This is a genomic window from Pseudomonas sp. PDM21 (assembly GCF_014852505.2).
In the GTDB taxonomy this organism is placed as follows: domain Bacteria; phylum Pseudomonadota; class Gammaproteobacteria; order Pseudomonadales; family Pseudomonadaceae; genus Pseudomonas.
In genome coordinates this window covers 5,730,003-5,752,832 of record NZ_CM181223.1, presented here as the reverse complement: position 1 = coordinate 5,752,832, position 22,830 = coordinate 5,730,003, and the positions used below count along the sequence as shown (strand labels likewise).

Below are 22,830 nucleotides of genomic sequence, written 5' to 3'. Positions count from 1 at the left end.
TTTCTTGCGCCGGGAATACGGGAAAATGGGCCGTTGCCTGCAAAGGAGCGGACGATGACCGCCAGCGAAGAGAAGTTCACCCGCCAGACCCTGGTGGAGGTGCAGACGCTCACCCCGAGCCTGTTCACCTTGCGCACCACCCGCGACAGCGGCTACCGCTTCCGCGCCGGGCAGTTCGCCCGCCTGGGCGTGTACAAGCCCAGCGGCAGCATCGTCTGGCGCGCCTACTCGATGGTCTCGGCGCCCCACGACGACTTCCTCGAGTTCTTCTCCATCGTCGTCCCCGGCGGAGAATTCACCAGTGAGCTCAGCCGCCTGCGCGTTGGCGACCAGTTGCTGGTGGACCGCCAGGCCTTCGGCTTCCTCACCCTCGACCGTTTCCCTGATGGCCGCGACCTCTGGCTGCTCTCCACCGGCACCGGCCTGGCGCCGTTCCTGTCGATCCTGCAGGACTTCGAGGTGTGGGAGCGCTTCGAGACCATCAAGCTGGTCTACAGCGCCCGCGAGGAAAAGGAACTGGCCTACCGCGACCTGATTGCCAGCTTCGGCGCGATGGAGCATCTGGCCGAACATATCCACAAGCTGCAGTTCATCCCGGTGGTCACCCGCGAACAGGTGCCCGGCTGCCTGAACGCGCGGATCACCACGCTGATCGAGAACGGCGAGCTGGAACGCGCCGCCGGTCTGGAGCTCACCCCGGAACATTCGCGGGTGATGCTCTGCGGCAACCCGCAGATGATCGAGGACACCCGTGCCGTGCTGAAGGCCCGCGGCATGAGCCTGGCGCTGACGCGCAAGCCCGGCCAGATCGCCGTGGAAAACTATTGGTAAGTTCGGCCCGATAGATTTTGAAAAGATTGTCCCCTTAGGGCCGCGGGGCTTTGCCCTTAGGATAAGCGTCCGTTTCCCTTTTTTCGGACCTTATGGACAGTCAAAGTACAACGCCGGCCCCGGTCGCTACCCCTGTAGAGCCGGCGTTCGGCGAACCTCCCCCGGCACCCGCGTTCGCGGATAAGCCTTCCCAGCCTGCCATGGCGCGCGCCCAGCGAGGTCGTTCGACATGGAATGGTTGATGGACCCCACGGCCTGGCTCGGCCTGCTCACCCTGATCCTGCTCGAGCTGGTGCTCGGCATCGATAACCTGGTCTTCATCGCGATCCTGGCGGACAAGTTGCCGCCGCACCTGCGCGACCGCGCACGGCTGATCGGCCTGTCGCTGGCGCTGCTGATGCGCCTGGGCCTGCTGGCGAGCATTTCCTGGCTGGTCACGCTCACCGAACCGCTGATCGAGGTGTTTGGCAAGTCCTTCTCCGGCCGCGACCTGATCATGCTGTTCGGTGGTCTGTTCCTGTTGTTCAAGGCGACGCTGGAGCTGCATGAACGCCTGGAAGGCCGCGTGCACACCTCCAACGGCAAGCGTGTCTATGCCGCCTTCTGGCCGGTAGTCGCGCAGATCGTGGTGCTGGACGCGGTGTTCTCCCTCGACGCGGTGATCACCGCCGTGGGCATGGTCGAGCAGCTGGAAGTGATGATGATCGCAGTCATCTTCTCCATCGGCCTGATGATGGTGGCCAGCAAGCCGCTGACCCGCTTCGTCAACGAGCACCCCACGGTGATCATGCTGTGCCTGGGCTTCCTGTTGATGATCGGTTTCAGTCTGACGGCCGAAGGCCTTGGCTTCCACATCCCGAAAGGCTACCTGTACGCCGCCATCGGCTTCAGCCTGCTGATCGAGATGGCCAACCAGCTGGTGCGCTGGAAACGCCAGAAGAGCCAGCGCGGCCAGCGTGGCCTGCGCCAGCGGACCGCCCACGCCGTGCTGCGCCTGATGGGCGGTAAGGTCGACGCCGACGAAGTGGGCGAAGACATCGCCGACCTGGTGGGCCCGGACGATGGCGGAGACGCGCCGTTCCACCGCCGTGAGCGGGTGATGATCAGCGGTGTGCTGGGTCTGGCCGAGCGTCCGGTCAAAGCCGTGATGATCGACCGCCAGCGCGTACACCGCGTGGACGTGGCCGACAGCCCGGAGAACATCCGCCGCGCGCTGCTGGAGTCGCCTTACTCGCGCCTGCTGGTGATCCGCGAAGGCAACATAGACGAGCCGCTGGGCTATGTGCACAAGAAGGAGCTGTTCTCTGCCCTGTTGCAGGGCCGTGAGCTGGACATTCTGCCGCTGCTGCGCGAGCCGCTGAGCCTGCCGGACAGCAGTACGGTGCTGGGCGCCCTGGAGCTGATGCGCGAGGCCTCGACCCACCTGGCCTTCGTGGTCAACGAGTTCGGTGGCTTCGAGGGCATGCTGAGCATGACCGACGTGCTGGAGGCGATTGCCGGTGAACTGCCGGACGCCAGCGAGGTGTCCGGTACGGACATCGAGGCAGAGGCGGGCGCCTACCGGGTGGACGGTGCCGTGACACTGTCGGCGCTGGCCGAACGGGTCGGCTTCCACGCCCGCCCGACGGCGGAGTACCAGACCCTCGGCGGCCTGGCGCTCAAGCACCTTGGCCGCTTGCCGGCCAAGGGTGACACGCTGGAGCTGGGCGGCTGGCGCCTGGAAGTGACGGACGTCAGCGAGCGGCGCATTGGCCGCGTGCTGCTGACGCCGCCGGACTGACGTCAGGGGCCGCCCCCGGCCCGGTCAGCGGTCTGCTCAAGGAGCGCGGTTGTTCTGCTGCTTGAGCAGGTCGCGGATCTCGGTCAGCAAGGTTTCTTCAGCGCTCGGCACCGGCGGGGCGCTGGGCTCCACGGCCTCTTCACGCTTGAGTTTGTTGATGGCCTTCACGCCCATGAAGATGGCGAAGGCCACGATGATGAAGTCCAGGCAGGTCTGAATGAATTTGCCGTAGGCCAGCATCACCGCCGGCGTCTGGCCCTCGGCGGCCTTGAGCGTGATCGCCAGGTCGGAGAAGTCCATGCCACCGATCAGCAGGCCAATGGGCGGCATGATCACGTCACCGACGAAGGACGAGACGATCTTGCCGAACGCCGCGCCGATGATGATACCGACGGCCATGTCGACCACGTTGCCCTTGACCGCGAAGGCCTTGAATTCGTTGAGCAGACTCATGCACAGACTCCTTGTTACGCAAAAAGAGGGGACAGGCGCAGTTTAGCGGCCCGTCGCCGTCTGAACACCCCGTGCGCGGTCAATTCCAACGGTATGACCGGCGGCGGTGGGCGGCATCGCGCCGTGGTCTAGGCTTATCGGGCAAGCCATCCACTCCAACGCATCCAACAAGGAGGCCCGCCATGCCGCTCGAGCATCATCCCCTGTCCCGCGAATTCCCCGACCAGAAGGCCCTGATGACCCGGTTGCACGGGAAGGACGCGAACTTCACCCGCATGGCCGCCAGCTACGAGGAGCTGGACAAGAAGATCTACGACATCGAGGACGGCCGCCAGGCGATGGACGACCTCGCCCTCAACTCCCTCAAGCTGCAGCGCGTGGCGCTGAAGGACGAGATTTCCGACCTGCTCAAGCGATCCGGTTGAGCTTGACCAGAGTCAAGGGTGGCTGCCTGCGCGAGGCGTAGGCTCCCGTCATCTCTTTCCAACCGGTGCCACCGCCATGCGTAAAGCCCTTTCGTCCTCTGGCAAGTCCGTCACCAAGCTCCCCAAACGCAACGCCGAAGCCCTGCGCGCCCAGGAGCGCCTGGTCCGCCTGAAGCTGCAGTACGAGCTGCTGGACCAGCGCATCGGTCGTGTGGAAGAGGGCATCGAACGCCCCGACTGCACCCTGGCCTCGCTGCTGATGCGCCGCGAAAGCCTCAAGCACGATATGGAAAGTCAGTATCGCCGCCTGGCGAGCTAAGAACCTGTCTACGGCCTGCTGCGCGTCGGCAGAACCACGCTGAAATCGGCCTCGGGGGGCTCATTTACTGCGTGTAAACTCCGCTCCCTCAACCGATTTCAGCGCACTTCTGCTCTAGCTCGCGAGACCGTAAATAGGTTCTGAACCGCTCCACCCGATTGGCTTATGATGGGGACTTTGCATTCGACGGAAGTCCCCCATGGCCAAGGCCAAGCGCATGTACGGCTGCACCGAGTGCGGCGCCACCTACCCGAAATGGGCCGGTCAATGCCCTGATTGCGGCGCCTGGAACACCCTGGTCGAAACCGTCATCGACACCACCCCCACCGGCGGCTCGGCCAGCAGCTCCTCCGGCCGTGGCGGCTGGGCCGGCCAGCAGGCCAACATCAAGACCCTCGCCGAAGTCAGCGTCGAGGAAATGCCGCGCTTCTCCACCGCCTCGGCGGAGCTGGACCGCGCCCTGGGCGGCGGCCTGGTCGACGGCTCGGTGGTGCTGATCGGCGGCGACCCCGGCATCGGCAAGTCCACCATCCTCCTGCAGACCCTCTGCAACATCGCCACGCGCCTGCCGGCGCTCTATGTCACGGGTGAGGAATCCCAGCAGCAGGTCGCCATGCGCGCCCGCCGCCTCGGCCTGCCCGAGGACAAGCTCAAGGTCATGACCGAGACCTGCATCGAGACCATCATCGCCACGGCGCGCCAGGAGCAGCCCAAGGTAATGGTGATCGACTCGATCCAGACCATCTTCACCGAACAGCTGCAATCCGCACCCGGCGGCGTCGCTCAGGTGCGCGAGAGTGCGGCGCTGCTGGTGCGCTTCGCCAAGCAGAGCGGCACGGCAATCTTCCTGGTCGGCCACGTCACCAAGGAAGGCTCCCTGGCCGGCCCGCGCGTGCTGGAGCACATGGTCGACACCGTGCTGTATTTCGAGGGTGAATCCGACGGCCGCCTGCGCCTGCTGCGGGCAGTGAAGAACCGCTTCGGGGCGGTGAACGAACTGGGCGTGTTCGCCATGACTGACCGTGGTCTGAAGGAAGTTTCCAACCCGTCAGCCATCTTCCTCACCCGCGCCCAGGAGTCGGTGCCGGGCAGTGTGGTCATGGCCACCTGGGAAGGCTCGCGGCCGATGCTGGTGGAGGTGCAGGCGCTGGTGGACACCAGCCACCTGGCCAACCCGCGCCGCGTGACCCTGGGCCTGGACCAGAACCGGCTGGCCATGCTGCTGGCGGTGCTGCACCGCCACGGCGGCATCCCGACCTACGACCAGGATGTGTTCCTCAACGTGGTCGGCGGTGTGAAGGTTCTGGAGACGGCGTCGGACCTGGCGCTGATGGCGGCGGTGATGTCCAGCCTGCGCAACCGCCCGCTGGATCACCAGTTGCTGGTGTTCGGCGAGGTCGGCCTGTCCGGCGAGGTGCGGCCGGTGCCCAGCGGCCAGGAACGTCTGAAGGAAGCGGCCAAGCACGGCTTCAAGCGCGCCATCGTACCCAAGGGCAACGCGCCGAAGGAATCGCCGCCCGGCCTGCAGGTGATCGCCGTGACGCGCCTGGAGCAGGCGCTGGATGCATTGTTCGAATAGGTCGTCGTGCTCCTGTAGGAGCGGCCCATGCCCGCGATCGCGCCCATAGGCCGCTCCTACGGGGAGTTTCAGTGTTCGCTGAGCAGCGTCAGCTCTCGCTCCAGCAGTGACTCGTCACCCAGGTTCAGCTCCACCAGGCGCCGCAGGTGGCTGATGGAGTCCAGGTCGATGTGCCGGCAATTGAAGCCCAGCAGGCCTTCGCGCTCCCAGGCGAGGTCGGCCTCCATATAGACGTTGACGTCGAAGCCCAGATAGATGCGCACCTGCACCGGTTCCTGCGCGACGATGCTCCAGTGTTCCGGTCGCTGCACCAGCAGGCCCTGCAGGGACAGGTCGAGCAGCGTCACCTTCCAGCGCTGGTCGCCCTGGCTGATCTCGGTGCCGGCGTCGAAGGCGATGCGCTGGAAGCGCCGGCGCTCGTCGTGATCGTCAGTCATGTCATGGCTCTCCGGCCGTTTCTGCTTCGCCTCACTATAGACGCAAGCCATTACCGACGCGTCGTACACCGAGTGCTGACGTTTCGTCCGTCAGACACAGCCCGCGCGGGTTTGACAGCCTGCAGACCCTCGCCAAAGCTCCATGTGCGTTTAACCACTACAACTGCGGAGTGCAGAGCATGGACAATAAAGTGATCAAGGGTCTGATTTTTGGGGTTATCAGCGTTGCCAGTCTGGCGGCGCACGCAGATGAAGCCGGGCAGAGCGGCAAAGGCTGCGGTTGGGGCAACATGGTCTTCGACGGTCAGCGCGGCCTGTTCCCGCACCTGCTGGCCACCACTACCAACGGCACCTCGGGCAACGCCACCTTCGGCCTGACCTCCGGCACCAACGGCTGCGACGCCAGTCAGCGCATTTCCTACGGCGGCCGCTCGATCTTCGCCATGAACGGCATGCTCGACAACATCGCCGAGAACATGGCCCAGGGCCACGGCGAGGCGCTGGACGCCTACGCCGTCCTGCTTGGTATCCCGACCCAGGATCGCGCGCACTTCGCCCAGGTCACCCAGCAGCACTTCGGTGAGATCTTCACGTCCAAGGACGCCACCGGCGAGCAGGTGCTCAACAACACCCTGGCGGTGATGAGCCGTGACCAGACCCTGGCGCAGTACGCCAAGCAGCCGGCCTGACGACCGCTACGCCGCAAAAGGCCCGCCCCAGGCGGGCCTTTTCATTTCCTGACCCTGCGGTCGAGCGCGTTGACCTCCGGCAATAAGCGCGTAACCGCCCTAGACTAAGGTCGTATGAATGGGTCGCCGGAAAAGACTAGAATTTTTCTGCGAATTCTCGCCTTCAAACTGTCGGAAGCCTCGCTATGAACAATAACAACAGCCTGCTACGTCACCTCGCCTGGCTGGCGGTGGCGATAGTCGGTGCATTTGCCTTGGGAGTCGTGGCACTACGTCGCGGCGAAGCCATCAACGCACTGTGGATCGTCGTCGCGGCGGTTGCCATCTACCTGGTCGCCTACCGCTACTACAGCCTGTTCATCGCCACCAGGGTGATGCAACTGGACCCCAACCGAGCGACCCCTGCGGTCCTCAACAACGACGGCCTGGACTACGTCCCGACCAACAAGCACATCCTCTTCGGTCACCACTTCGCTGCCATCGCCGGCGCCGGCCCGCTGGTCGGTCCCGTACTGGCCGCGCAGATGGGTTACCTGCCCGGCACGCTCTGGCTGATCGCCGGCGTGGTGCTGGCCGGTGCCGTGCAGGATTTCATGGTCCTGTTCATCTCCAGCCGCCGCAACGGGCGTTCGCTGGGTGAACTGGTACGCGAGGAAATGGGGCAGGTGGCGGGGACCATCGCTCTGTTTGGCGCGTTCCTGATCATGATCATCATCCTCGCGGTGCTCGCGCTCATCGTGGTGAAGGCTCTGGCCGAAAGCCCTTGGGGCATGTTCACCGTGCTGGCGACGATCCCGATCGCGCTGTTCATGGGCGTGTACATGCGCTACATCCGCCCGGGCCGCATCGGCGAGATTTCCGTGGTCGGCATCATCCTGCTGCTGGGCAGCATCTGGCTCGGTGGCCAGATCGCCGCCAGCCCCGAGTGGGCCCCGGTGTTCACCTTCCATGGCGTGCAGATCGTCTGGATGCTGATCGCCTACGGCGCAATCGCCTCGGTCCTGCCGGTGTGGCTGCTGCTGGCGCCGCGTGACTACCTGTCGACCTTCCTCAAGATCGGCACCATCATCGCCCTGGCCATCGGCATCGTGATCGTTTCGCCAGAGCTGAAGATGCCGGCCCTGACCCAGTTCACCGACGGCACCGGCCCGGTGTGGAAGGGCGGCCTGTTCCCGTTCCTGTTCATCACCATCGCCTGTGGCGCCGTCTCCGGCTTCCACGCGCTGATCTCCTCGGGCACCACGCCCAAGTTGCTCAACCGCGAGCCCGACGCCCGTTACATCGGCTACGGCGGCATGCTGATGGAGTCCTTCGTGGCCATCATGGCGATGGTCGCCGCCTCGGTCATCGAACCGGGCATCTACTTCGCCATGAACAGCCCGCCGGCCGTGGTCGGCACCGACGTTACCGCGGTGGCCGCGACCGTCAGCAGCTGGGGCTTCACCATCACCCCGGAAATTCTGACCCAGACCGCCAAGGACATCGGCGAGACCACCATCCTGGCCCGTGCCGGTGGTGCGCCGACCCTCGCCGTGGGCATCGCGCACATCCTTCACCAGGTGCTGCCGGGTGAGAACACCATGGCCTTCTGGTACCACTTCGCGATTCTCTTCGAGGCGCTGTTCATCCTCACCGCGGTGGACGCCGGCACCCGTGCCGGGCGCTTCATGCTGCAGGACCTGCTGGGCAACTTCGTCCCGGCGCTGAAGAAGACCGAATCCTGGACCGCCAACATCATCGGCACCGGCGGCTGCGTCGCGCTGTGGGGCTGGCTGCTGTACCAGGGCGTGGTCGATCCGCTGGGCGGTATCAACACGCTGTGGCCGCTGTTCGGCATCTCCAACCAGATGCTCGCCGGCATCGCGCTGATGCTCTCCACCGTCGTGCTGATCAAGATGAAGCGCCAGCAGTACGTCTGGGTAACCGCCCTGCCGGCCGCCTGGCTGCTGATCTGCACCACCACCGCCGGCCTGATCAAGCTGTTCGACAGCAACCCGGCCGTGGGCTTCATCGCCCTGGGCAAGAAATACTCCGCCGGCCTGGACGCCGGTCAGATCATCGCCCCGGCCAAGGACATCGGCCAGATGCAGCACGTGATGATGAATGCCTACATCAACGCTGGCCTCACCGTGCTGTTCCTGCTGGTGGTGTTCAGCGTGCTGGTGTACGCGATCAAGGTAGGCGCCAGCGCCTGGACCAAGAAGGAGCGCACCGACAAGGAAGCTCCGTTCCAGCCGATTCCGGACGCCTGACGGAGGAGCATCATGTTCAACGACCTCAGCCGCATGGGTAAGTATCTCGGGCAGGCCGCTCGCATGCTGGTCGGCATGCCCGATTACGACACCTACGTTCAGCACATGCAGAACAAGCACCCGGACAAGACTCCGATGACCTACGAGGAGTTCTTCCGCGAGCGCCAGGAGGCGCGCTACGGTGGCGGCAAGGGAAGGCCGATCCGCTGCTGCTGATCGCGCGGATGGGTGTATAACGGACGGGCCGCGAGCGATCGCGGCCCGTTTTCATTTCCGCCTGTTTTCCATTCTGATTGCCTGGAAGTTTCCATGACCGATTCCGCAAGCGCGCCGCAGATTCCGGTGACCGTCCTCACCGGCTTCCTCGGGGCCGGCAAGACCACCCTGCTCAAGCACATCCTCAAGGCAGAGCACGGCCTGAAGATCGCCGTGATCGAGAACGAATTCAGCGAGACGCCGATCGACGCTCAATTGCTCGGCGATGACGCGGTTCAGGTGACGACACTGTCCAACGGCTGCGTCTGCTGCACCATCAATAGCGACCTGGAGCGTGCGCTCTACGTCCTGCTGGAGCGGCGCGACAACGGCGAGCTGGACTTCGACCGCGTGGTGATCGAGTGCACCGGCCTGGCCGACCCGGCCCCGGTCGCGCAGACCTTCTTTGTCGACGAGACCCTGCGCGAGCGTTACCTGCTCGACGGCATCATCACCCTGGTGGACGCCGCCAACGCCGAGCGCCACCTGCAGGAGGCCATCGCCCAGGCCCAGGTCGGTTTCGGGGATCGCATCCTGGTGAGCAAGAGTGACCTGGTTTCGCCGGCGCAGTACGAGGCGCTGGTCGAGCGCCTGCAGCGCATCAACCGCCGCGCCGAGATCCATGCCGTGAAGCACGGCGCCATCGAACTGGAGCGCCTGCTCGACGTGCGCGGCTTCAACCTCAACGCCGACCTCGGCCTGCGTCCGCTGCTGCGCCCGGTGCGCCCGGCGGCGGATACGACCGACCGCATCACCACCCTGGTGCTGCGCAGCGACAACCCGCTGGATATCGAACGCCTCAGCGAATTCATGGACGATCTGCTGCAGTGGCACGGCAACTCGCTGCTGCGCTACAAGGGCGTGTTGAACATCGCCGGCGAGGAGCGTCGCCTGGTGTTCCAGGGCGTGCTGAGGTTGTATGGCTTCGACTGGGATACGCCTTGGAAGGGCAACGAGCAGCGCGAGAGCGTGATCGTCTTCATCGGCGACAACCTGCCCGAAGACGAGATTCGCCGGGGCTTCGACCGCATCACCGGCGGCCCGACCTCCTGAATGAAGAGCGCCCGGCCAATGCCGGGCGTTCTTCTTTACGCGCTTTGCGTAGGGCGCATAACGCGCCAGCGTTATCCGCCGCAGGTGTGCTGGCGGATAACCTGTTCCAGATTATGCGCCCTACGTTCATGTGCGACGGGGGCTCAGCCACCGATCAGATGCTTGAGCGGATGGTAATCCGCCTTCAGGTTCCCCGCCGCCTTGAGGATCGCCTGCTCGATCGCATTGAGGTGCATGCAGGTCAGCTCGATGGCCGCCGCCTGGTTGCCCGACTCGATGTACTCGATCAGCCGCTGGTGCTCGTTGCCGCGGCAGGTCTCGTGCTGATCGTCGTCCAGGGTGGTGGCGTAGAGCGAGGCGCGCTCGATCAGCTTGCGGAAGAAGTCCAGCAGCACCGGGTTGTTCAGCGCCGCTGCCAGCTTCAGGTGGAACTCGCCCAGCAGGTGGACGAACCTTGCGTGGTCGTGGTCGTGGGTGGCCTCTTCCAGCGCCACGTGGTCGCGCAGGTCCTGGATGATCGCGCTGTCCGCGCGGCGACAGAGTTCGCTGACGATGCCGATTTCGATCAGCCGCCGCGTTTCGAACAGCGAGCGGATCTCCTCGTCGCTGGGTAAGGACACCCACGCACCCTTGTTGAGCGCGCTGGAAACCAGCCCGTCCGCTTCCAGATGTTTCAGCGCCGCGCGCACTGAAGTGCGGCTGACCTTGAACAATTCCGCCAACGCCGCCTCGCCCAGCTTCATGCCGGGGCGCAGGGTGCGCTTGCTGATTGCCTCGTAAACCCCTTGGTAGACGCGTTCCACCGTGGACTCGGGGTGATTCTCCGCCATGAGCGACTCCGCCTCTTGCTTGACCCTTCAAAGGATGCCGCAAAACCGTCCGTGCAAAACCAGTTGCAGAAGAAAAATACATCAGCTATTTCTAGATTGCATTCAAATATTGCATACAAAAACAAGAGGAATGCACCAAAATGAATCACTCGTCGTCAGTCGAGGTGCGTCGGGTCAGCAAGCGCTACACCGATGATCCCAACGTCGCTCCCGCCCTCAACGAAGTGTCGGTCGACATTGCCCATAACGAGTTCTTCACCTTGCTGGGGCCGTCCGGCTGCGGCAAGACCACGCTGCTGCGCAGCATCGCCGGCTTCGAGAACGTCACCTCCGGCGACATCCTCGTCGGCGGCGAGCGGGTCAACGACCTGCCGCCGTACCGTCGCCGCATCAATACCGTGTTCCAGAGCTACGCCCTGTTCCCGCACATGTCGGTGAGCGAGAACATCGCCTTCGGCCTGGAGATGCAGGGACTGGCGCGCGGCGAGATTCCCGGCCGGGTGAAGGAAATGCTGGCGCTGGTGCAGATGGAACACCTGGCGCGTCGCAAGCCGGCCGAGCTCTCCGGCGGCCAGCAGCAACGCGTAGCCCTGGCCCGCGCGCTGGCGCCCAAGCCTTCGGTACTGCTGCTCGACGAGCCGCTGTCCGCGCTGGACCTGAAGCTGCGCAAGGAGATGCAGGTCGAGCTCAAGCGCGTGCAGGAAGAAGCGGGCATCACCTTCATCTTCGTCACCCACGACCAGGAAGAAGCGCTGACGCTGTCCGACCGCATCGCCGTGATGTCCCACGGCAACATCATGCAGATCGGCACGCCCAACGAGATCTACGAACGCCCGACGCATCGCTTCGTCGCGCAGTTCATCGGCGACATCAACTTCCTCCCCGGACAGATGCGCCAGGGCGGTTTCCACCCCAACGCCATGGCGGCGGAAATTCCCTGCGAACTGCCGGCGGGCCTGAGCAGCGCCAGCGTGCAGCTGGCCTTCCGTCCGGAGCGTTCGAAGCTGGTCGACCCGTCGCAGCCGCACCACCTGCGCGCGGTGATCGAGACGGTGATGTACGTCGGCACCGCCACGCTGTATCGCTGCCGCCTGCCCGATTCCTCGCAGATCACCCTGCGCGAGAGCAACGAGGGCGGTCGCGCCCGCGACGTCGGCGAGGCCGTGGCGGTGCACCTGCCGCCCCAGGCCTGCCTGCTGATGGAGGCCTGAGATGAACGAGTCGCCCACCACTCGCCGCTTGTTGCTGCTCAGCCCGGTGGCGCTGACGCTGCTCGGGCTGATCGCCATCCCGCTGGCGATCATGGGTTACATCAGCCTGCTGCCGCGCAACCTCTACGGCGGCGTCGACTGGCATGCCGACTGGCAGATCCAGAGCTACGTGCAGCTGTTCTTCCAGGAAGATTTCGACGGCAACCTGGAGCTGAACTGGGTCTATGCCCAGGCACTGCTGCGTTCGCTGTTCCAGGCCGGCGGCACCACGCTGCTGTGCTTCCTCTTCGGCTTCCCGGTGGCGCTGTGGATGACCAGCCTCAGCGAGCGTTCGCGCAACCTGATGGTGCTGCTGATCACCATCCCGTTCTGGACCAACCTGCTGATCCGTAACTACGCCTGGCTGATCATCCTGCGCGAGCACGGCTGGGTCGCCCAGTCGGTCAACGCGCTGTTCCCCCAGGCCGGCGGCATCACCCTGCTGTACAACGACTTCGCGGTCTGCGTCGGCCTGGTCTACAGCTTCCTGCCGTTCATGATCCTGCCAATCTACTCGACCCTGGAGAAGCTCGACTGGCGCCTGGTCGAGGCCGCCTATGACCTGGGTGCGAACCGCTGGAAGGCGTTGCAGCGGGTAATCCTGCCGCTGTCCATGCCCGGTGTGATCGCCGGCTCCCTGCTGGTGTTCGTCCCGAGCCTGGGCGCTTTCATCACCCCGGCGATCCTCGGCGGCGGCAAGACCCTGATGATCGGCAACCTGATCCAGCAGCAGTTCGGTACCGCGCGCAACTGGCCGCTGGGCGGTTCGCTGTCGTTCCTGCTGCTGGCGATCATGCTGCTCGCCCTGATCGCGTTCGCCCTGTATAGCCGCCGCGCCGCCAAGGCCGTCCACCTGGGAGGAGCCAACGCATGATCGCCCAGCACCTGAAGAAACTGCCCGGCACCCGCGAAACCAGCCTGCTGGTCCTGGCCTACCTGTACCTGCCGATCTTCGTGCTGATCGGCTACAGCTTCAACGCCAACCGCTCGGCCACGGTGTGGACCGAATTCTCCTTCGCCTGGTACGGCAGGATAGTCGCCAACCCCTCGATCCAGGCGGCGGCGTTCAACTCGCTGGTGGTCGCCGGCTTTGCCACCGTGCTGTCCACGGCGATCGCCCTGGCGGCGGCGCTGGCGACCTCGCGGCCGTTCTACGGACGGCGGCTGGTAGAGGGCGGCATCAACCTGCCGCTGATCCTGCCGGAGATCGTCATCGCGGTGGCCACGTTGCTGCTGTTCATGTCGCTGGGCATCAAGCTGGGCCTGATGACGGTGATCGTCGCCCATGTCGGCTTCTGCATTCCCTTCGCCTACCTGCCGATCCGTGCACGCCTGAATGACCTGGACAAGAGCCTGCTGGAAGCTGCCGGTGACCTCTACGCCAGCCCCTACCAGGTGTTCCGCCGGGTGACCCTGCCGCTGCTGTGGCCGGCGGTGCTGTCCGGCGCGGTGCTGGCGTTCGTGGTCAGCCTCGACGACTTCATCATGACCTTCTTCGTCGCCGGCCCCGGCTCGACGACGCTGCCGGTCTATATCTTCTCGGCCATCAAGGCCGGGGTGACCCCCGAGATCAACGCAATCTCGACCCTCATGCTGGTGATTTCCATCGTCCTCGTGGTGCTGTCGTACTGGCTCGGCCAGCGCGGCAAACCGGACGCCTGATCAAGACTGCCAACCTTTCGTTTTCTGACCTTTTGTTTCGGGCTTTTCGTTTAAGGAGAACGCCATGAAGTTGAATGCCCTGCGTCACGGCCTTGCCGGTTTGTCCCTCGCCCTGCTGGCTGCGGGCGTCGCCCGGGCCGAGGAACCCAAGCAGCTGTTCTTCTACAATTGGACCGACTACTACCCGGTGGAGCTGCTGGCCAAGTTCGAGAAGGAGACCGGCATCAAGGTCACCATGGACGGCTACGACAGCAACGAAACCCTGCTGGCCAAGCTGCAGGCCGGCGGCGCGGCATACGACGTGATCGTGCCGTCGCACTCGATCATGCAGACGCTGATCAACCAGGACCTGCTGCTGGAAATCGACACGCCCAAGCTGGCCAACTTCCAGTTCGTCAAACCGGCTTTCCGCGATCCGGGCTTCGACCCCGGCCGCAAGTACTCGGCCCCCTACCTGTGGGGCACCACCGGTTTCTCCTACGACAGCGCGCGGGTGCCGGGCGGCAAGCTGGATGACTCCTGGAAGGAGTTCTTCGAGCCGCGCCCGGAGCTGCAGGGCCAGGTCGCCGCGCTGGATACCCCGAGCAGCCTGATCAACGCCGCCGCGCACTACCTGAACGTCGACGAGTGCACCGAGAACCCGCAGGACGCCAAGAAGATTCTCGAGTTGCTGCAGAAGCAGAAGCCCTTCCTGAAGATGTACAGCTCCGACAACACCGTGGACCGCATGGCCTCCGGCGAAGTCGTGCTGATGCAGAACTGGAACGGCTCCACCGCCCGCGCCACGCTGCAGAAGAGCACCATCAAATACGTCTACCCGCGCGAAGGCGTGGCCTCCTTCCAGGACAACTTCGCCGTGCCGAAAAGCGCGCCGCACCCAGAGAACGCCAAGGTCTTCATCAACTGGATGATGAAGCCGGAGAACGCCGCCGCGGTGACCAACGCCATTGCCTATTCCAACGGCATCCAGACCGACCACCTGCTGGACGCCAAGTGGAAGGTCATGGACGCCATCAACATGCCCGAGGAGTACGCCTCGCGCCTGCGTCTGGAAAAGGAATGCAGCAACAAGTCCCGCGAGCTGCAGGACCGCATCTGGTCCAAGCTCAAGGGCTGATGGATTGGCCCGACCACGTGCCGGGCCTGCTCTTCGTAGGAGCGAGCTTGCTCGCGAACCGTATGGCACCGGTGCCTGACTGGCGGCCGTTCGCGAGCAAGCTCGCTCCTACAGGTGTCGCTCCGGTCTACCCCGTAGGGCGCATAAAGCGGAACGCTTTATCCGCCGTCGAGCACCTCGGCGGATAACCGCGAGCGGTTATTCGCCCTACGTCATTTATCCGATTTCTGTTCGAGGTCCCCATGACCGACAGCTACTGGCTGCGCAACATCCGTCCGCTGGGCAATGCAGCGGAAGACTTCCTCATCCGTGACGGCCGCATCACCGAGCGCCGCCCGGCGAGCAACGCTGCGCCGCAGGACGGCGACATCGACGGCGCCGGCCAGCTCCTGTTGCCGCCGCTGGTGGAAAGCCACTGCCACCTGGACAAGACCCTCTGGGGTCAACCCTGGCGACCCAACAGCGCCGGCCCCACGCTCAAGGACTACATCGCCAACGAACGTCGCGTGTTGCGCGAGATCGAAGCGCCCATCGCCGCACGTGCTGGCGCGCTGCTGGAGCAGTGCATCGCCCGTGGCTCACTGACCTTCCGCTGCCACGTGGATATCGACCCCGAACTGGGCCTGCGCCACGTGGTAGCGATGCAGGCGCTGCGCGAGCGCTATTCGGACTTGATCGACATGGAGTTCGTGGTCTTTCCGCAGACCGGTCTGGTCAGCCGCCCCGGCACCGCCGAGTTGATGCGCGAGGCACTGGCGCTGGGCGTGGAAAACGTCGGTGGGCTCGACCCCTGCGGTATCGATGACGACCCCATTGCCCAGCTCGATATCGTCTTCGGCCTGGCCGTGGAATTCGGCCGGGGCGTGGATATCCACCTGCACGACAAGGGCGAGCTGGGCCTCTGGCAGATCGCCCGCATCGCCGACTACACCGAGCGCCATGGCCTGCAGGGCAAGGTGATGATCAGTCACGCCTACTGCCTGGGCATGGCGCCCTGGGAGCAGGTCGAGCCGCTGGCCGAGCGACTCTCTGAACTGGGCATTTCCCTGATGAGTTCCGCACCGGCCGACACCCCGGTGCCGCCGTTCCTCGCCCTGCGCGAAGCTGGCGTGAACCTGTGCCTGGGCAGCGACGGCATCCGCGATGCCTGGTCGCCCATGGGCAACGGCGACATGCTCGAACGCGCCATGTTCCTCGCCTTCCGCTTCGATCTGTGCAAGGACGACGACCTCGCCGCCACCTTCGCCGCCGCTACCGACAACGGCGCTCGCGCGTTGGGTCGCGAGCCGGCGCGTATCGAAGTCGGCGCACCAGCGGACTTCCTCCTGCTGCCGGTGGAAACCCTCGGTGAAGCCGTGGTTGCACGCCCGGCGCAGCGCCAGGTGTTCAAGGCCGGCAAGCTGATCGCCGAGCACGGCCGCCTAGTGGAGTCGCGTCTGTGAGCACGCCTCGCATCGGCCTGAAAGCCAGCTTCGTGGTCGGCTTCGACGGCGCGCAGCACGTACTGTGGCGCCACGGCGAAGTGGTGTTCGAGAGCGGCAGGATCGTTTTCGTCGGCCGTGGCTATCCTGGCGAAGTCAGCCAGTGGATCGACTACGGTCACGCGCTGATCGGCCCCGGCTTCATCGACCTCGATGCCCTCGGCGACCTCGACTCCACGGTGCTCACCCTGGACAACGGAACCGAGTGGAACATGGGCCGCGTCTGGTCCGAAGACTACCTGCGTGCCGGGCCGAGCGAGTGCTACAGCCCGGACGAGGAACTGTTCAAGTACCGCTACGCCTTCACCCAGCTGATCCGCAACGGCATCACCACCGCCATGCCGATCACCTCGATGTACTACCGGCGCTGGGCCGAGCACTACGATGAATTCGCCGAGGTCGCCGCGCTTTCCCGCGAGCTTGGCCTGCGCACTTATCTTGGCCCCTGCTACATGAGCGGCATGACCTATGCCCGCGCCGACGGCCGCCCCGCGCAGCACTGGGACGAAGCTGCCGGTCTCGCCGGACTGGAGGAAGCCGAGCGCTTCTTCCATGACTTCGACGGCGCCCACCACGGCCTGGTGCGCGGCGCGCTGCTGCCAGACCGCATCGAAACCTGTACGCCTGCGCTGCTGGAACGCACCGCCGCTGTACAGCGCGAACTGAGCGCGCCACTGCGCCTGCACTGCTGCCAGTCGCGCTACGAGGTGGAGTTGGTGCGTCGCCTGCGCGACACGTCCTCGCTGCAGTGGCTCGACAGCTATGGTCTGCTCAATCCGCGCAGCGTTCTGCCACACGGTATCCTGCACAGCGGCGAGCATGAGTTGCAGCGCCTCGCGGATACCGGCGCGAGCCTGGTGCATTGCCCGGTGGTGTTCGCCCGCGAAGGCGACGCGCTGGATTCCTTTGGCGCTTACCGCGCACGCGGCATCAACCTCGCCATGGGCACCGACACCTTCCCGGCGGACATGCTCGACAACCTGCGCCAGGGCCTGAATATCGCGCGGGTGAAGGAAGGCGATGCCGAGCATACGCGCATGCTCGATCTCTACAACGCCGCCACCCTCGGCGGCGCCCAGGCGCTGGGCCGCGACGATCTTGGCCGCCTCGCCGTCGGCGCGCGTGCGGACATCACGGTGTTCCGCCTCGGCGACTTCCATCAGGGGCCGTTCTTCGACCCGTTGAAAAACCTGTTCACCGCTGGCCGCGGCGACGACTGCATTGCCAGCTTCATCGACGGGCGCAGCGTGATGCAGGGCGGCCAGGTGATCGGCGTCGATTACGCCGACCTGCAACACCGCGCCGACGCACTGTTCCAGAAACAGATGCAGCACCACGCCGAGCGAGCCTTCGGCAACCCGCCGTGGCGCACGCTGTTCCGTTCCGCAATTCCCTTTGCCGACTCATACAGCGCCGACGCGCCGCTGCTCGACGCGCATGCACCAACGGCCCCGTGAAGGATCACCCCATGCTCAGCTTCGACTTCCAGCAGCTCTCCGCCCGCGAGAAATACAAGATCCTTATTGGCAGCGTGGTGCCCCGGCCCATCGCCCTGGTCACCACCATCGACGCCGAGGGCCGCGCCAACGCCGCGCCCTTCAGCTTCTTCAACGCCCTCTCGGCCGACCCGCCGATCCTCGCCCTGGGCGTGGAGAACTACAGCGACCTGAGCCCCAAGGACACCACGCTGAACATCCGGCAGAACCAGGAATTCACCGTCAACATAGTCTCCGACGCGCTGGTGGAAGCCATGAACGTCTGCGCCGTGCCCTTCGAGCCGGGCTTCGACGAGTTGGTCGCCGCCGGCCTCACCGCCATCCCCGGCACCCGCGTTGGCTGCCCGCGCATCGGCGAGGCGCCGGTGGCGCTGGAGTGTCGGCGGATGATGGCGCTGTCCATCGGCCAGTCGCGGGAGATCATCCTCGGAGAAGTGCTGATGGCCCACGTGCGCGACGACCTGATCGACCCGGCCACGCTCTACATCGACCAGCTCGGTCTCGACGCCATCGGGCGTATGGGCGGGCATGGCTACTCTCGCACGCGGGAGTACTTCGACTTGCCGACGCGATCGCTGAAGCAGTGGATGGAGCAGAAAGGCGGTGGCGAGCGTCAATGGTCGGAGGGAAAAGTTCCGGCTTAGTAATTCCTTGCGGGCACGCTGGGAATTTTTGGGTGTGGCCCAATGCCGCGCATTTTCGTTGGCCTCGATGAACCTTAAGGTTTCATTAAGATTCATTAAATTCGTCGATAAATTGCTTATCTTGTAGCTATTCTGCAGATCATCGGCGAACTACAGGGTCGACGAAAATCAGCTCGGAGGGAGAAAATTCTCGCCTCACGAAATATTTTCCGACGAGCGCACAGTATTTTTCCCTACCCGTTAGGGTTTTCTGCAGCTTATCATTGTGCCATCAGTGGGAAATTTCCCGCTTTTTCATTGTTGTTTTGCTGTTTCACGAAATTGTCACATTGATGTGGCGCGCTTCGCTGTTTTCGGGACGTAAGGGACTGCTTTGCTTGAAAACTCCTTCCGTTTACGCCTGGTCGTCAACGCCCCGGCGCCTCTCGAATCAGCCTGGCAAGTGGTGATTGGCAGTTTTTTGCTAATCGCCATGCAAGAGTTTTTTTGCCGCTTTGTCCCTGTCTTGCCCGTCCGTCCGGGCGGCACCCGCAAGCTCGGGTACGAGCCAGGGCAGCAAGCAGAGGTACATCTGCTTTGGCAGTTGCAGAAAGTTTTCGGCGCGATTTGCGCTGAGGAAAACGGGGTGTCTCCGGCGGCCTGCTAAGGGCTGTACGGTGAAACTTTGCCTTGAACCCGATAAGTCCGGTGCGTGAATCGCGCTTTAACTGGAACGGGATCGTTCGGCCTTGAGAAAGTGTGAGGGTGAGTTGTGCGTTTGCAGCTAGGGGGAGGAAACGATATCTGGTCCGTTATCCAGATATCGGTAGAGCGAGCGCGCCTCGGATTGAAGTCCGAGTCCACCAGGACCCGTCTGGGACTCGCGTGGTGGGTGCTGGAGCCATTGATGATGCTTGGCATCTACTACATGGTCTTCGGGCAGCTGTTGCGCATCCCAATCGAAGACTACGCCGTCTTCCTGATCATCGGCGTGACCTTCTGGACGTGGTTCAACAAGAGCGTGCTGAACTGCACGGATGCCATCTACGAGAAAAAATTCATTCTCGAACACTGCACCGTGAACCCTCTGATTTTCCCTCTGACATCCATCTTCAAGGATGCGGTCAAGGAGTCGGTCGTTGTCGCCCTGTTGCTGGTGCTGCTCTGCTTCCTGGGGCTTCGGCCGTCACTGGTATGGCTGTATCTGCCGCTGATTGCATTCGTTCAACTGGTCATCACGGCAGGCGTCGGCGTTTTCGTGGCGGGCATCATTCCGTTCATGCCCGATCTGCGCATCCTGATTTCTACCGGTATGCAGTTCCTGATGTTTGCCTCCGGCATCTTCTACACCAAGGACATCGTTCCCGGTCAGTTCCATACCCTGTTCGAGCTCAATCCGTTGGCTTCGCTGGTCACCCACTACCGCGAGGTACTGATGTATGACCGCGCTCCGCCACTCGAGGATCTCTTCACGCTGCTCAGTGGAGGCCTTGCGGTGTGCCTGCTGGCCGCTCTTTTCGTGGCGAGCAACAAGAACTCCTATGCCATGGCGCTGAGCAAATGACCGGCACCTGCGCATTGACTGCCGATGGCCTGTCGCTGTCTTTCCGTAACGGCCTGGGGCTGTTTTCCAGGGGCTCGACCGATGTCCTCCACGATGTTTCCTTCTCGATCGCCGAGGGTGAAACATTCGGTGTAGTCGGCGGTAACGGGGCGGGCAAAAGTACTCTGCTCAAGGTCCTGGCAGGCATCTACCAGCCGACCCGGGGGCGAGTGCGCCGCTCGGTCTCCAATATCTCGTTGCTCAATCTGCAACTGGGCTTCGACGACAACCTCGATGCGCGGGACAACATAGTCCTCAGCGGCATGTTCATGGGCATGAGCCGAAAGCGCATGCGTGAGCTCTCGGATGAGATTCTCGATTACGCCGAACTGCAGGGGGCGGCGGCGCAACCCGTGCGCGGTTACTCCACAGGCATGCGCGCCCGCCTGGGATTTGCCATCGCCAAGTACTCGCGTCCCGACGTGATCCTCCTCGATGAGGTCCTGAGCGTCGGTGACGGCCACTTCCGCGAGAAGGCCGAAGCCACCATGCGGGAGATGCTGAAGGGTAATCAGACGGTGGTGTTCGTATCCCACGACTCCGGCCGGATCAGGGAGCTGTGCAGTCGTGTGTGCTGGCTGAAGGACGGGCGCGTGCAGATGCTCGGCCCGGCCAACGAAGTCATGGACGCATACGACGAATTCATCCTGCGCAAGTGAAGGAAAAGCAGATGCTCAACATAGTAGTTCCCATGGCCGGCGCCGGTAGCCGTTTCGCGGTCGCAGGATACAAGGACCCCAAACCGCTGATTCCGGTGCATGGCGTGCCGATGATCAAGGTGGTGATCGACAACCTCACGCCGGCTTGCGAGCACCGCTTCATCTTCATCTGCCAGGCAGCACACATCGAAGCCTACGGTCTGCAGGAAAAGCTGCAGGCCTGGGCGCCGGGATGCGCCATCGTCGAACTCGACGGCCTCACCGAAGGCGCCGCCTGCACGGTGTACGCCGCCAGGGAGCTGATCAACTCCGATGACCCGGTGATGATCGCCAACAGCGACCAGTACGTGGATATCGACATCAACGACTACCTGCGCTCCATGGAAGAGCAGCAGGCGGACGGCCTGATCATGACCATGAAGGCGGATGACCCGAAATGGTCCTTCGTCGGCTTCGACGAGGCGGGTCGCATCGACCGCGTCATCGAGAAGGAAGTGATTTCCGACGAGGCTACCGTGGGCATCTACAACTTCCGCAGCGGCCGCGAGCTGATCGCCGCGATCGAATCCATGTTCGACAAGGACCTGCGAGTGAACGGCGAGTTCTACGTGGCGCCGGCCTACAACGAGATGATCGGCGACGACGCCCGCATCGTGCACTACAGCATCGGTTCCGAAGGCGCTGGCATGTACGGCCTGGGCATTCCTGCTGACCTCGACCTGTTCCTCGGCCTGTCGGTCAGCCAGGCAGCCACGGCGGGTCGCTGATCATGCAGATCATCAGTCATCGCGGTTACTGGCTGGAGCGGCACGAGCGCAACCTGAAGGTTGCCTTCGATCGCTCCTTCGACCTGGGCTTCGGCACGGAGACCGACGTACGCGACGTCGCCGGCCGGCTCGTCATCTCCCATGACATGCCCAGCGGCGAAGAGATGTCCCTGGACGACCTGCTGAGGATCATGGCCGGGCGCAACCTGCCGCTGGCGATGAACATCAAGGCCGATGGCCTGTGCGAGCCGCTCAAGGCGACGTTCGAGGCCCATGGTCACAGCAACTGGTTCGTCTTCGACATGGCGGTGCCAGACATGCGCAGCTACCTCGCCAGCGGCGTCTGCACCTATACGCGTCTGAGCGAGGTCGAGCCGGTCCCCGCGTGGCTGAACGAAGCCGATGGCATCTGGCTGGATAGCTTCGGCTGCGAGTGGTACTCGCAGGACCAGCTGGCCGAGCTGCTCGCCGGTGGCAAAGAGGTCTGCGTCGTTTCCTCCGAGTTGCATGGTCGCGAGCAACTGCCGCTGTGGCAGCTGCTGGCCGAATTCCAGGGCGCTGCGAATCTGACCTTGTGCACCGACCTGCCTGAATCCGCCCGATCTTTCTTCAAGGAATGACCTCATGATCAAAGCTGTGATTTTCGACATGGACGGTGTGCTGATCGAAGCGAAGGATTGGCACTACGAGGCTTTGAACAAGGCGCTCAATCTGTTCGGCCACACCATCAGCCGTCATGACCACCTGACCACCTACGACGGGCTGCCGACCTCGCGCAAGCTGAACATGCTCAGCGTCGAGCACGACCTGCCGGTTGAGCTGCACAACTTCATCAACGAGATGAAGCAGGCGTACACGATGGAAATCGTCTACTCGCAGTGCAAGCCCACCTTCAATCACCAGTACGCCCTGTCCTCGCTGAAGAACCGTGGCTACAAGCTGGCCGTGGCTTCCAACTCCATCCGAAACACCGTCGAGGTGATGATGGACAAGGCCCGCCTGGACCAGTACCTGGACCTGAAGCTGTCCAACGAAGACGTCAAGAGTCCCAAGCCCGCACCGGACATCTACACCAAGGCTATCCAGTCCTTCGGTCTGTCGCCCGATGAGTGCCTGATCGTCGAGGACAACGAGAACGGCATTCGTGCCGCCCGCGCTTCGGGAGCCCATGTGCTGGTCGTCGAGGACGTAGCCGACGTCAACCTGGACAACATCACCCGCCGCATCGAGCAGATCGAAGCACAGCGGCAAGAGCGGCTGGAGGCCTGA

24 protein-coding genes are annotated in these 22,830 nt (G+C 63.8%); 21 read left to right on the top strand and 3 right to left on the bottom strand.

Translation table 11 applies throughout. The annotated features are described in order from the left end of the window. Positions 1-54: 54 nt before the first annotated feature. Together IB275_RS26575 and IB275_RS26570 are read left to right on the top strand one after the other, a co-directional pair. Positions 55-831 carry a ferredoxin--NADP reductase gene (locus IB275_RS26575; RefSeq protein WP_024764776.1) on the top strand — a complete coding sequence of 259 codons (777 nt, stop codon included), beginning with the start codon at positions 55-57 and terminating at the stop codon, positions 829-831. 229 nt (positions 832-1,060) lie between these two features. Beyond that, positions 1,061-2,611: a TerC family protein gene (locus IB275_RS26570; RefSeq protein WP_192292737.1), complete on the top strand. Its 1,551-nt coding sequence runs from the start codon at positions 1,061-1,063 to the stop codon at positions 2,609-2,611. Between the two features lie 36 nt (positions 2,612-2,647). Here the strand turns inward: IB275_RS26570 and mscL are convergent, their stop codons facing one another. Continuing rightward, complete coding sequence (gene mscL, locus IB275_RS26565) at positions 2,648-3,064, bottom strand: large-conductance mechanosensitive channel protein MscL (protein WP_045216609.1); 417 nt, start codon at positions 3,062-3,064, stop codon at positions 2,648-2,650. 182 nt (positions 3,065-3,246) lie between these two features. Here mscL and IB275_RS26560 point away from each other — a divergent pair, with 182 nt between their 5' ends. The 3 genes from IB275_RS26560 (at position 3,247) to radA (ending at position 5,387) form a co-directional block, all read left to right on the top strand. Then, the gene (locus IB275_RS26560; RefSeq protein WP_081520069.1) at positions 3,247-3,489 is read left to right on the top strand and encodes an HP1242/YdcH family protein; all 243 of its coding nucleotides are present in this window, start codon (positions 3,247-3,249) and stop codon (positions 3,487-3,489) included. A 76-nt stretch (positions 3,490-3,565) separates the two neighbouring features. Next, positions 3,566-3,808 carry a hypothetical protein gene (locus IB275_RS26555; RefSeq protein WP_081520070.1) on the top strand — a complete coding sequence of 81 codons (243 nt, stop codon included), beginning with the start codon at positions 3,566-3,568 and terminating at the stop codon, positions 3,806-3,808. A 199-nt stretch (positions 3,809-4,007) separates the two neighbouring features. After that, entirely contained in the window at positions 4,008-5,387 is a 1,380-nt protein-coding gene (gene radA / locus IB275_RS26550) for a DNA repair protein RadA (protein ID WP_081520071.1), read from the top strand. Between the two features lie 68 nt (positions 5,388-5,455). Here the strand turns inward: radA and IB275_RS26545 are convergent, their stop codons facing one another. After that, positions 5,456-5,824 (bottom strand): PilZ domain-containing protein, encoded by a 369-nt coding sequence (locus IB275_RS26545; protein ID WP_081520072.1) that lies wholly within the window; start codon positions 5,822-5,824, stop codon positions 5,456-5,458. A gap of 179 nt (positions 5,825-6,003) precedes the next feature. On the opposite strand from IB275_RS26545, the gene IB275_RS26540 reads away from it, so the two are divergent. The 4 genes from IB275_RS26540 to yjiA all read left to right on the top strand — a co-directional run bounded on the left by IB275_RS26540 (position 6,004) and on the right by yjiA (position 10,073). Continuing rightward, the gene (locus tag IB275_RS26540; RefSeq protein WP_081520073.1) at positions 6,004-6,513 is read left to right on the top strand and encodes a DUF3015 domain-containing protein; all 510 of its coding nucleotides are present in this window, start codon (positions 6,004-6,006) and stop codon (positions 6,511-6,513) included. A gap of 185 nt (positions 6,514-6,698) precedes the next feature. Then, on the top strand, positions 6,699-8,765 hold the full coding sequence (locus tag IB275_RS26535) for a carbon starvation CstA family protein (protein WP_081520074.1): 2,067 nt from the start codon (positions 6,699-6,701) through the stop codon (positions 8,763-8,765). Between the two features lie 12 nt (positions 8,766-8,777). Further along, positions 8,778-8,981 carry a YbdD/YjiX family protein gene (locus tag IB275_RS26530; RefSeq protein WP_015478970.1) on the top strand — a complete coding sequence of 68 codons (204 nt, stop codon included), beginning with the start codon at positions 8,778-8,780 and terminating at the stop codon, positions 8,979-8,981. A gap of 93 nt (positions 8,982-9,074) precedes the next feature. Then, entirely contained in the window at positions 9,075-10,073 is a 999-nt protein-coding gene (gene yjiA / locus IB275_RS26525; RefSeq protein ID WP_192292735.1) for a GTPase, read from the top strand. Positions 10,074-10,216: 143 nt separating this feature from the next. Here the strand turns inward: yjiA and IB275_RS26520 are convergent, their stop codons facing one another. After that, entirely contained in the window at positions 10,217-10,903 is a 687-nt protein-coding gene (locus IB275_RS26520; protein ID WP_081520076.1) for a GntR family transcriptional regulator, read from the bottom strand. A 140-nt stretch (positions 10,904-11,043) separates the two neighbouring features. On the opposite strand from IB275_RS26520, the gene IB275_RS26515 reads away from it, so the two are divergent. The 12 genes from IB275_RS26515 (at position 11,044) to IB275_RS26460 (ending at position 22,830) form a co-directional block, all read left to right on the top strand. Continuing rightward, complete coding sequence (locus IB275_RS26515) at positions 11,044-12,114, top strand: ABC transporter ATP-binding protein (protein WP_192292734.1); 1,071 nt, start codon at positions 11,044-11,046, stop codon at positions 12,112-12,114. Position 12,115: 1 nt separating this feature from the next. Further along, positions 12,116-13,027, top strand: a complete 912-nt coding sequence (locus tag IB275_RS26510; protein WP_081520077.1) for an ABC transporter permease — start codon at positions 12,116-12,118, stop codon at positions 13,025-13,027. Beyond that, on the top strand, positions 13,024-13,815 hold the full coding sequence (locus IB275_RS26505; protein WP_192292732.1) for an ABC transporter permease: 792 nt from the start codon (positions 13,024-13,026) through the stop codon (positions 13,813-13,815). Before IB275_RS26510 ends, IB275_RS26505 begins: the two co-directional genes overlap by 4 nt. Before the next feature lie 64 nt (positions 13,816-13,879). Next, complete coding sequence (locus IB275_RS26500) at positions 13,880-14,932, top strand: extracellular solute-binding protein (protein ID WP_192292730.1); 1,053 nt, start codon at positions 13,880-13,882, stop codon at positions 14,930-14,932. A gap of 242 nt (positions 14,933-15,174) precedes the next feature. Continuing rightward, entirely contained in the window at positions 15,175-16,374 is a 1,200-nt protein-coding gene (locus IB275_RS26495) for an amidohydrolase family protein (RefSeq protein ID WP_192292728.1), read from the top strand. Next, positions 16,371-17,870: an amidohydrolase family protein gene (locus tag IB275_RS26490; protein WP_192292727.1), complete on the top strand. Its 1,500-nt coding sequence runs from the start codon at positions 16,371-16,373 to the stop codon at positions 17,868-17,870. Before IB275_RS26495 ends, IB275_RS26490 begins: the two co-directional genes overlap by 4 nt. An 11-nt stretch (positions 17,871-17,881) precedes the next feature. Next, positions 17,882-18,553, top strand: coding sequence for a flavin reductase family protein (locus IB275_RS26485; RefSeq protein WP_192292725.1), 672 nt, complete (start codon positions 17,882-17,884; stop codon positions 18,551-18,553). Between the two features lie 886 nt (positions 18,554-19,439). Beyond that, positions 19,440-20,096, top strand: coding sequence for an ABC transporter permease (locus IB275_RS26480; protein WP_192292723.1), 657 nt, complete (start codon positions 19,440-19,442; stop codon positions 20,094-20,096). Between the two features lie 29 nt (positions 20,097-20,125). Further along, the gene (locus IB275_RS26475; protein WP_412548192.1) at positions 20,126-20,794 is read left to right on the top strand and encodes an ABC transporter ATP-binding protein; all 669 of its coding nucleotides are present in this window, start codon (positions 20,126-20,128) and stop codon (positions 20,792-20,794) included. A gap of 11 nt (positions 20,795-20,805) precedes the next feature. After that, positions 20,806-21,561, top strand: coding sequence for a glycosyltransferase family 2 protein (locus IB275_RS26470; protein WP_192292720.1), 756 nt, complete (start codon positions 20,806-20,808; stop codon positions 21,559-21,561). A 2-nt stretch (positions 21,562-21,563) separates the two neighbouring features. Continuing rightward, entirely contained in the window at positions 21,564-22,181 is a 618-nt protein-coding gene (locus IB275_RS26465) for a PI-PLC domain-containing protein (RefSeq protein ID WP_192292718.1), read from the top strand. A gap of 4 nt (positions 22,182-22,185) precedes the next feature. Further along, positions 22,186-22,830, top strand: coding sequence for an HAD family hydrolase (locus IB275_RS26460; RefSeq protein ID WP_038803369.1), 645 nt, complete (start codon positions 22,186-22,188; stop codon positions 22,828-22,830).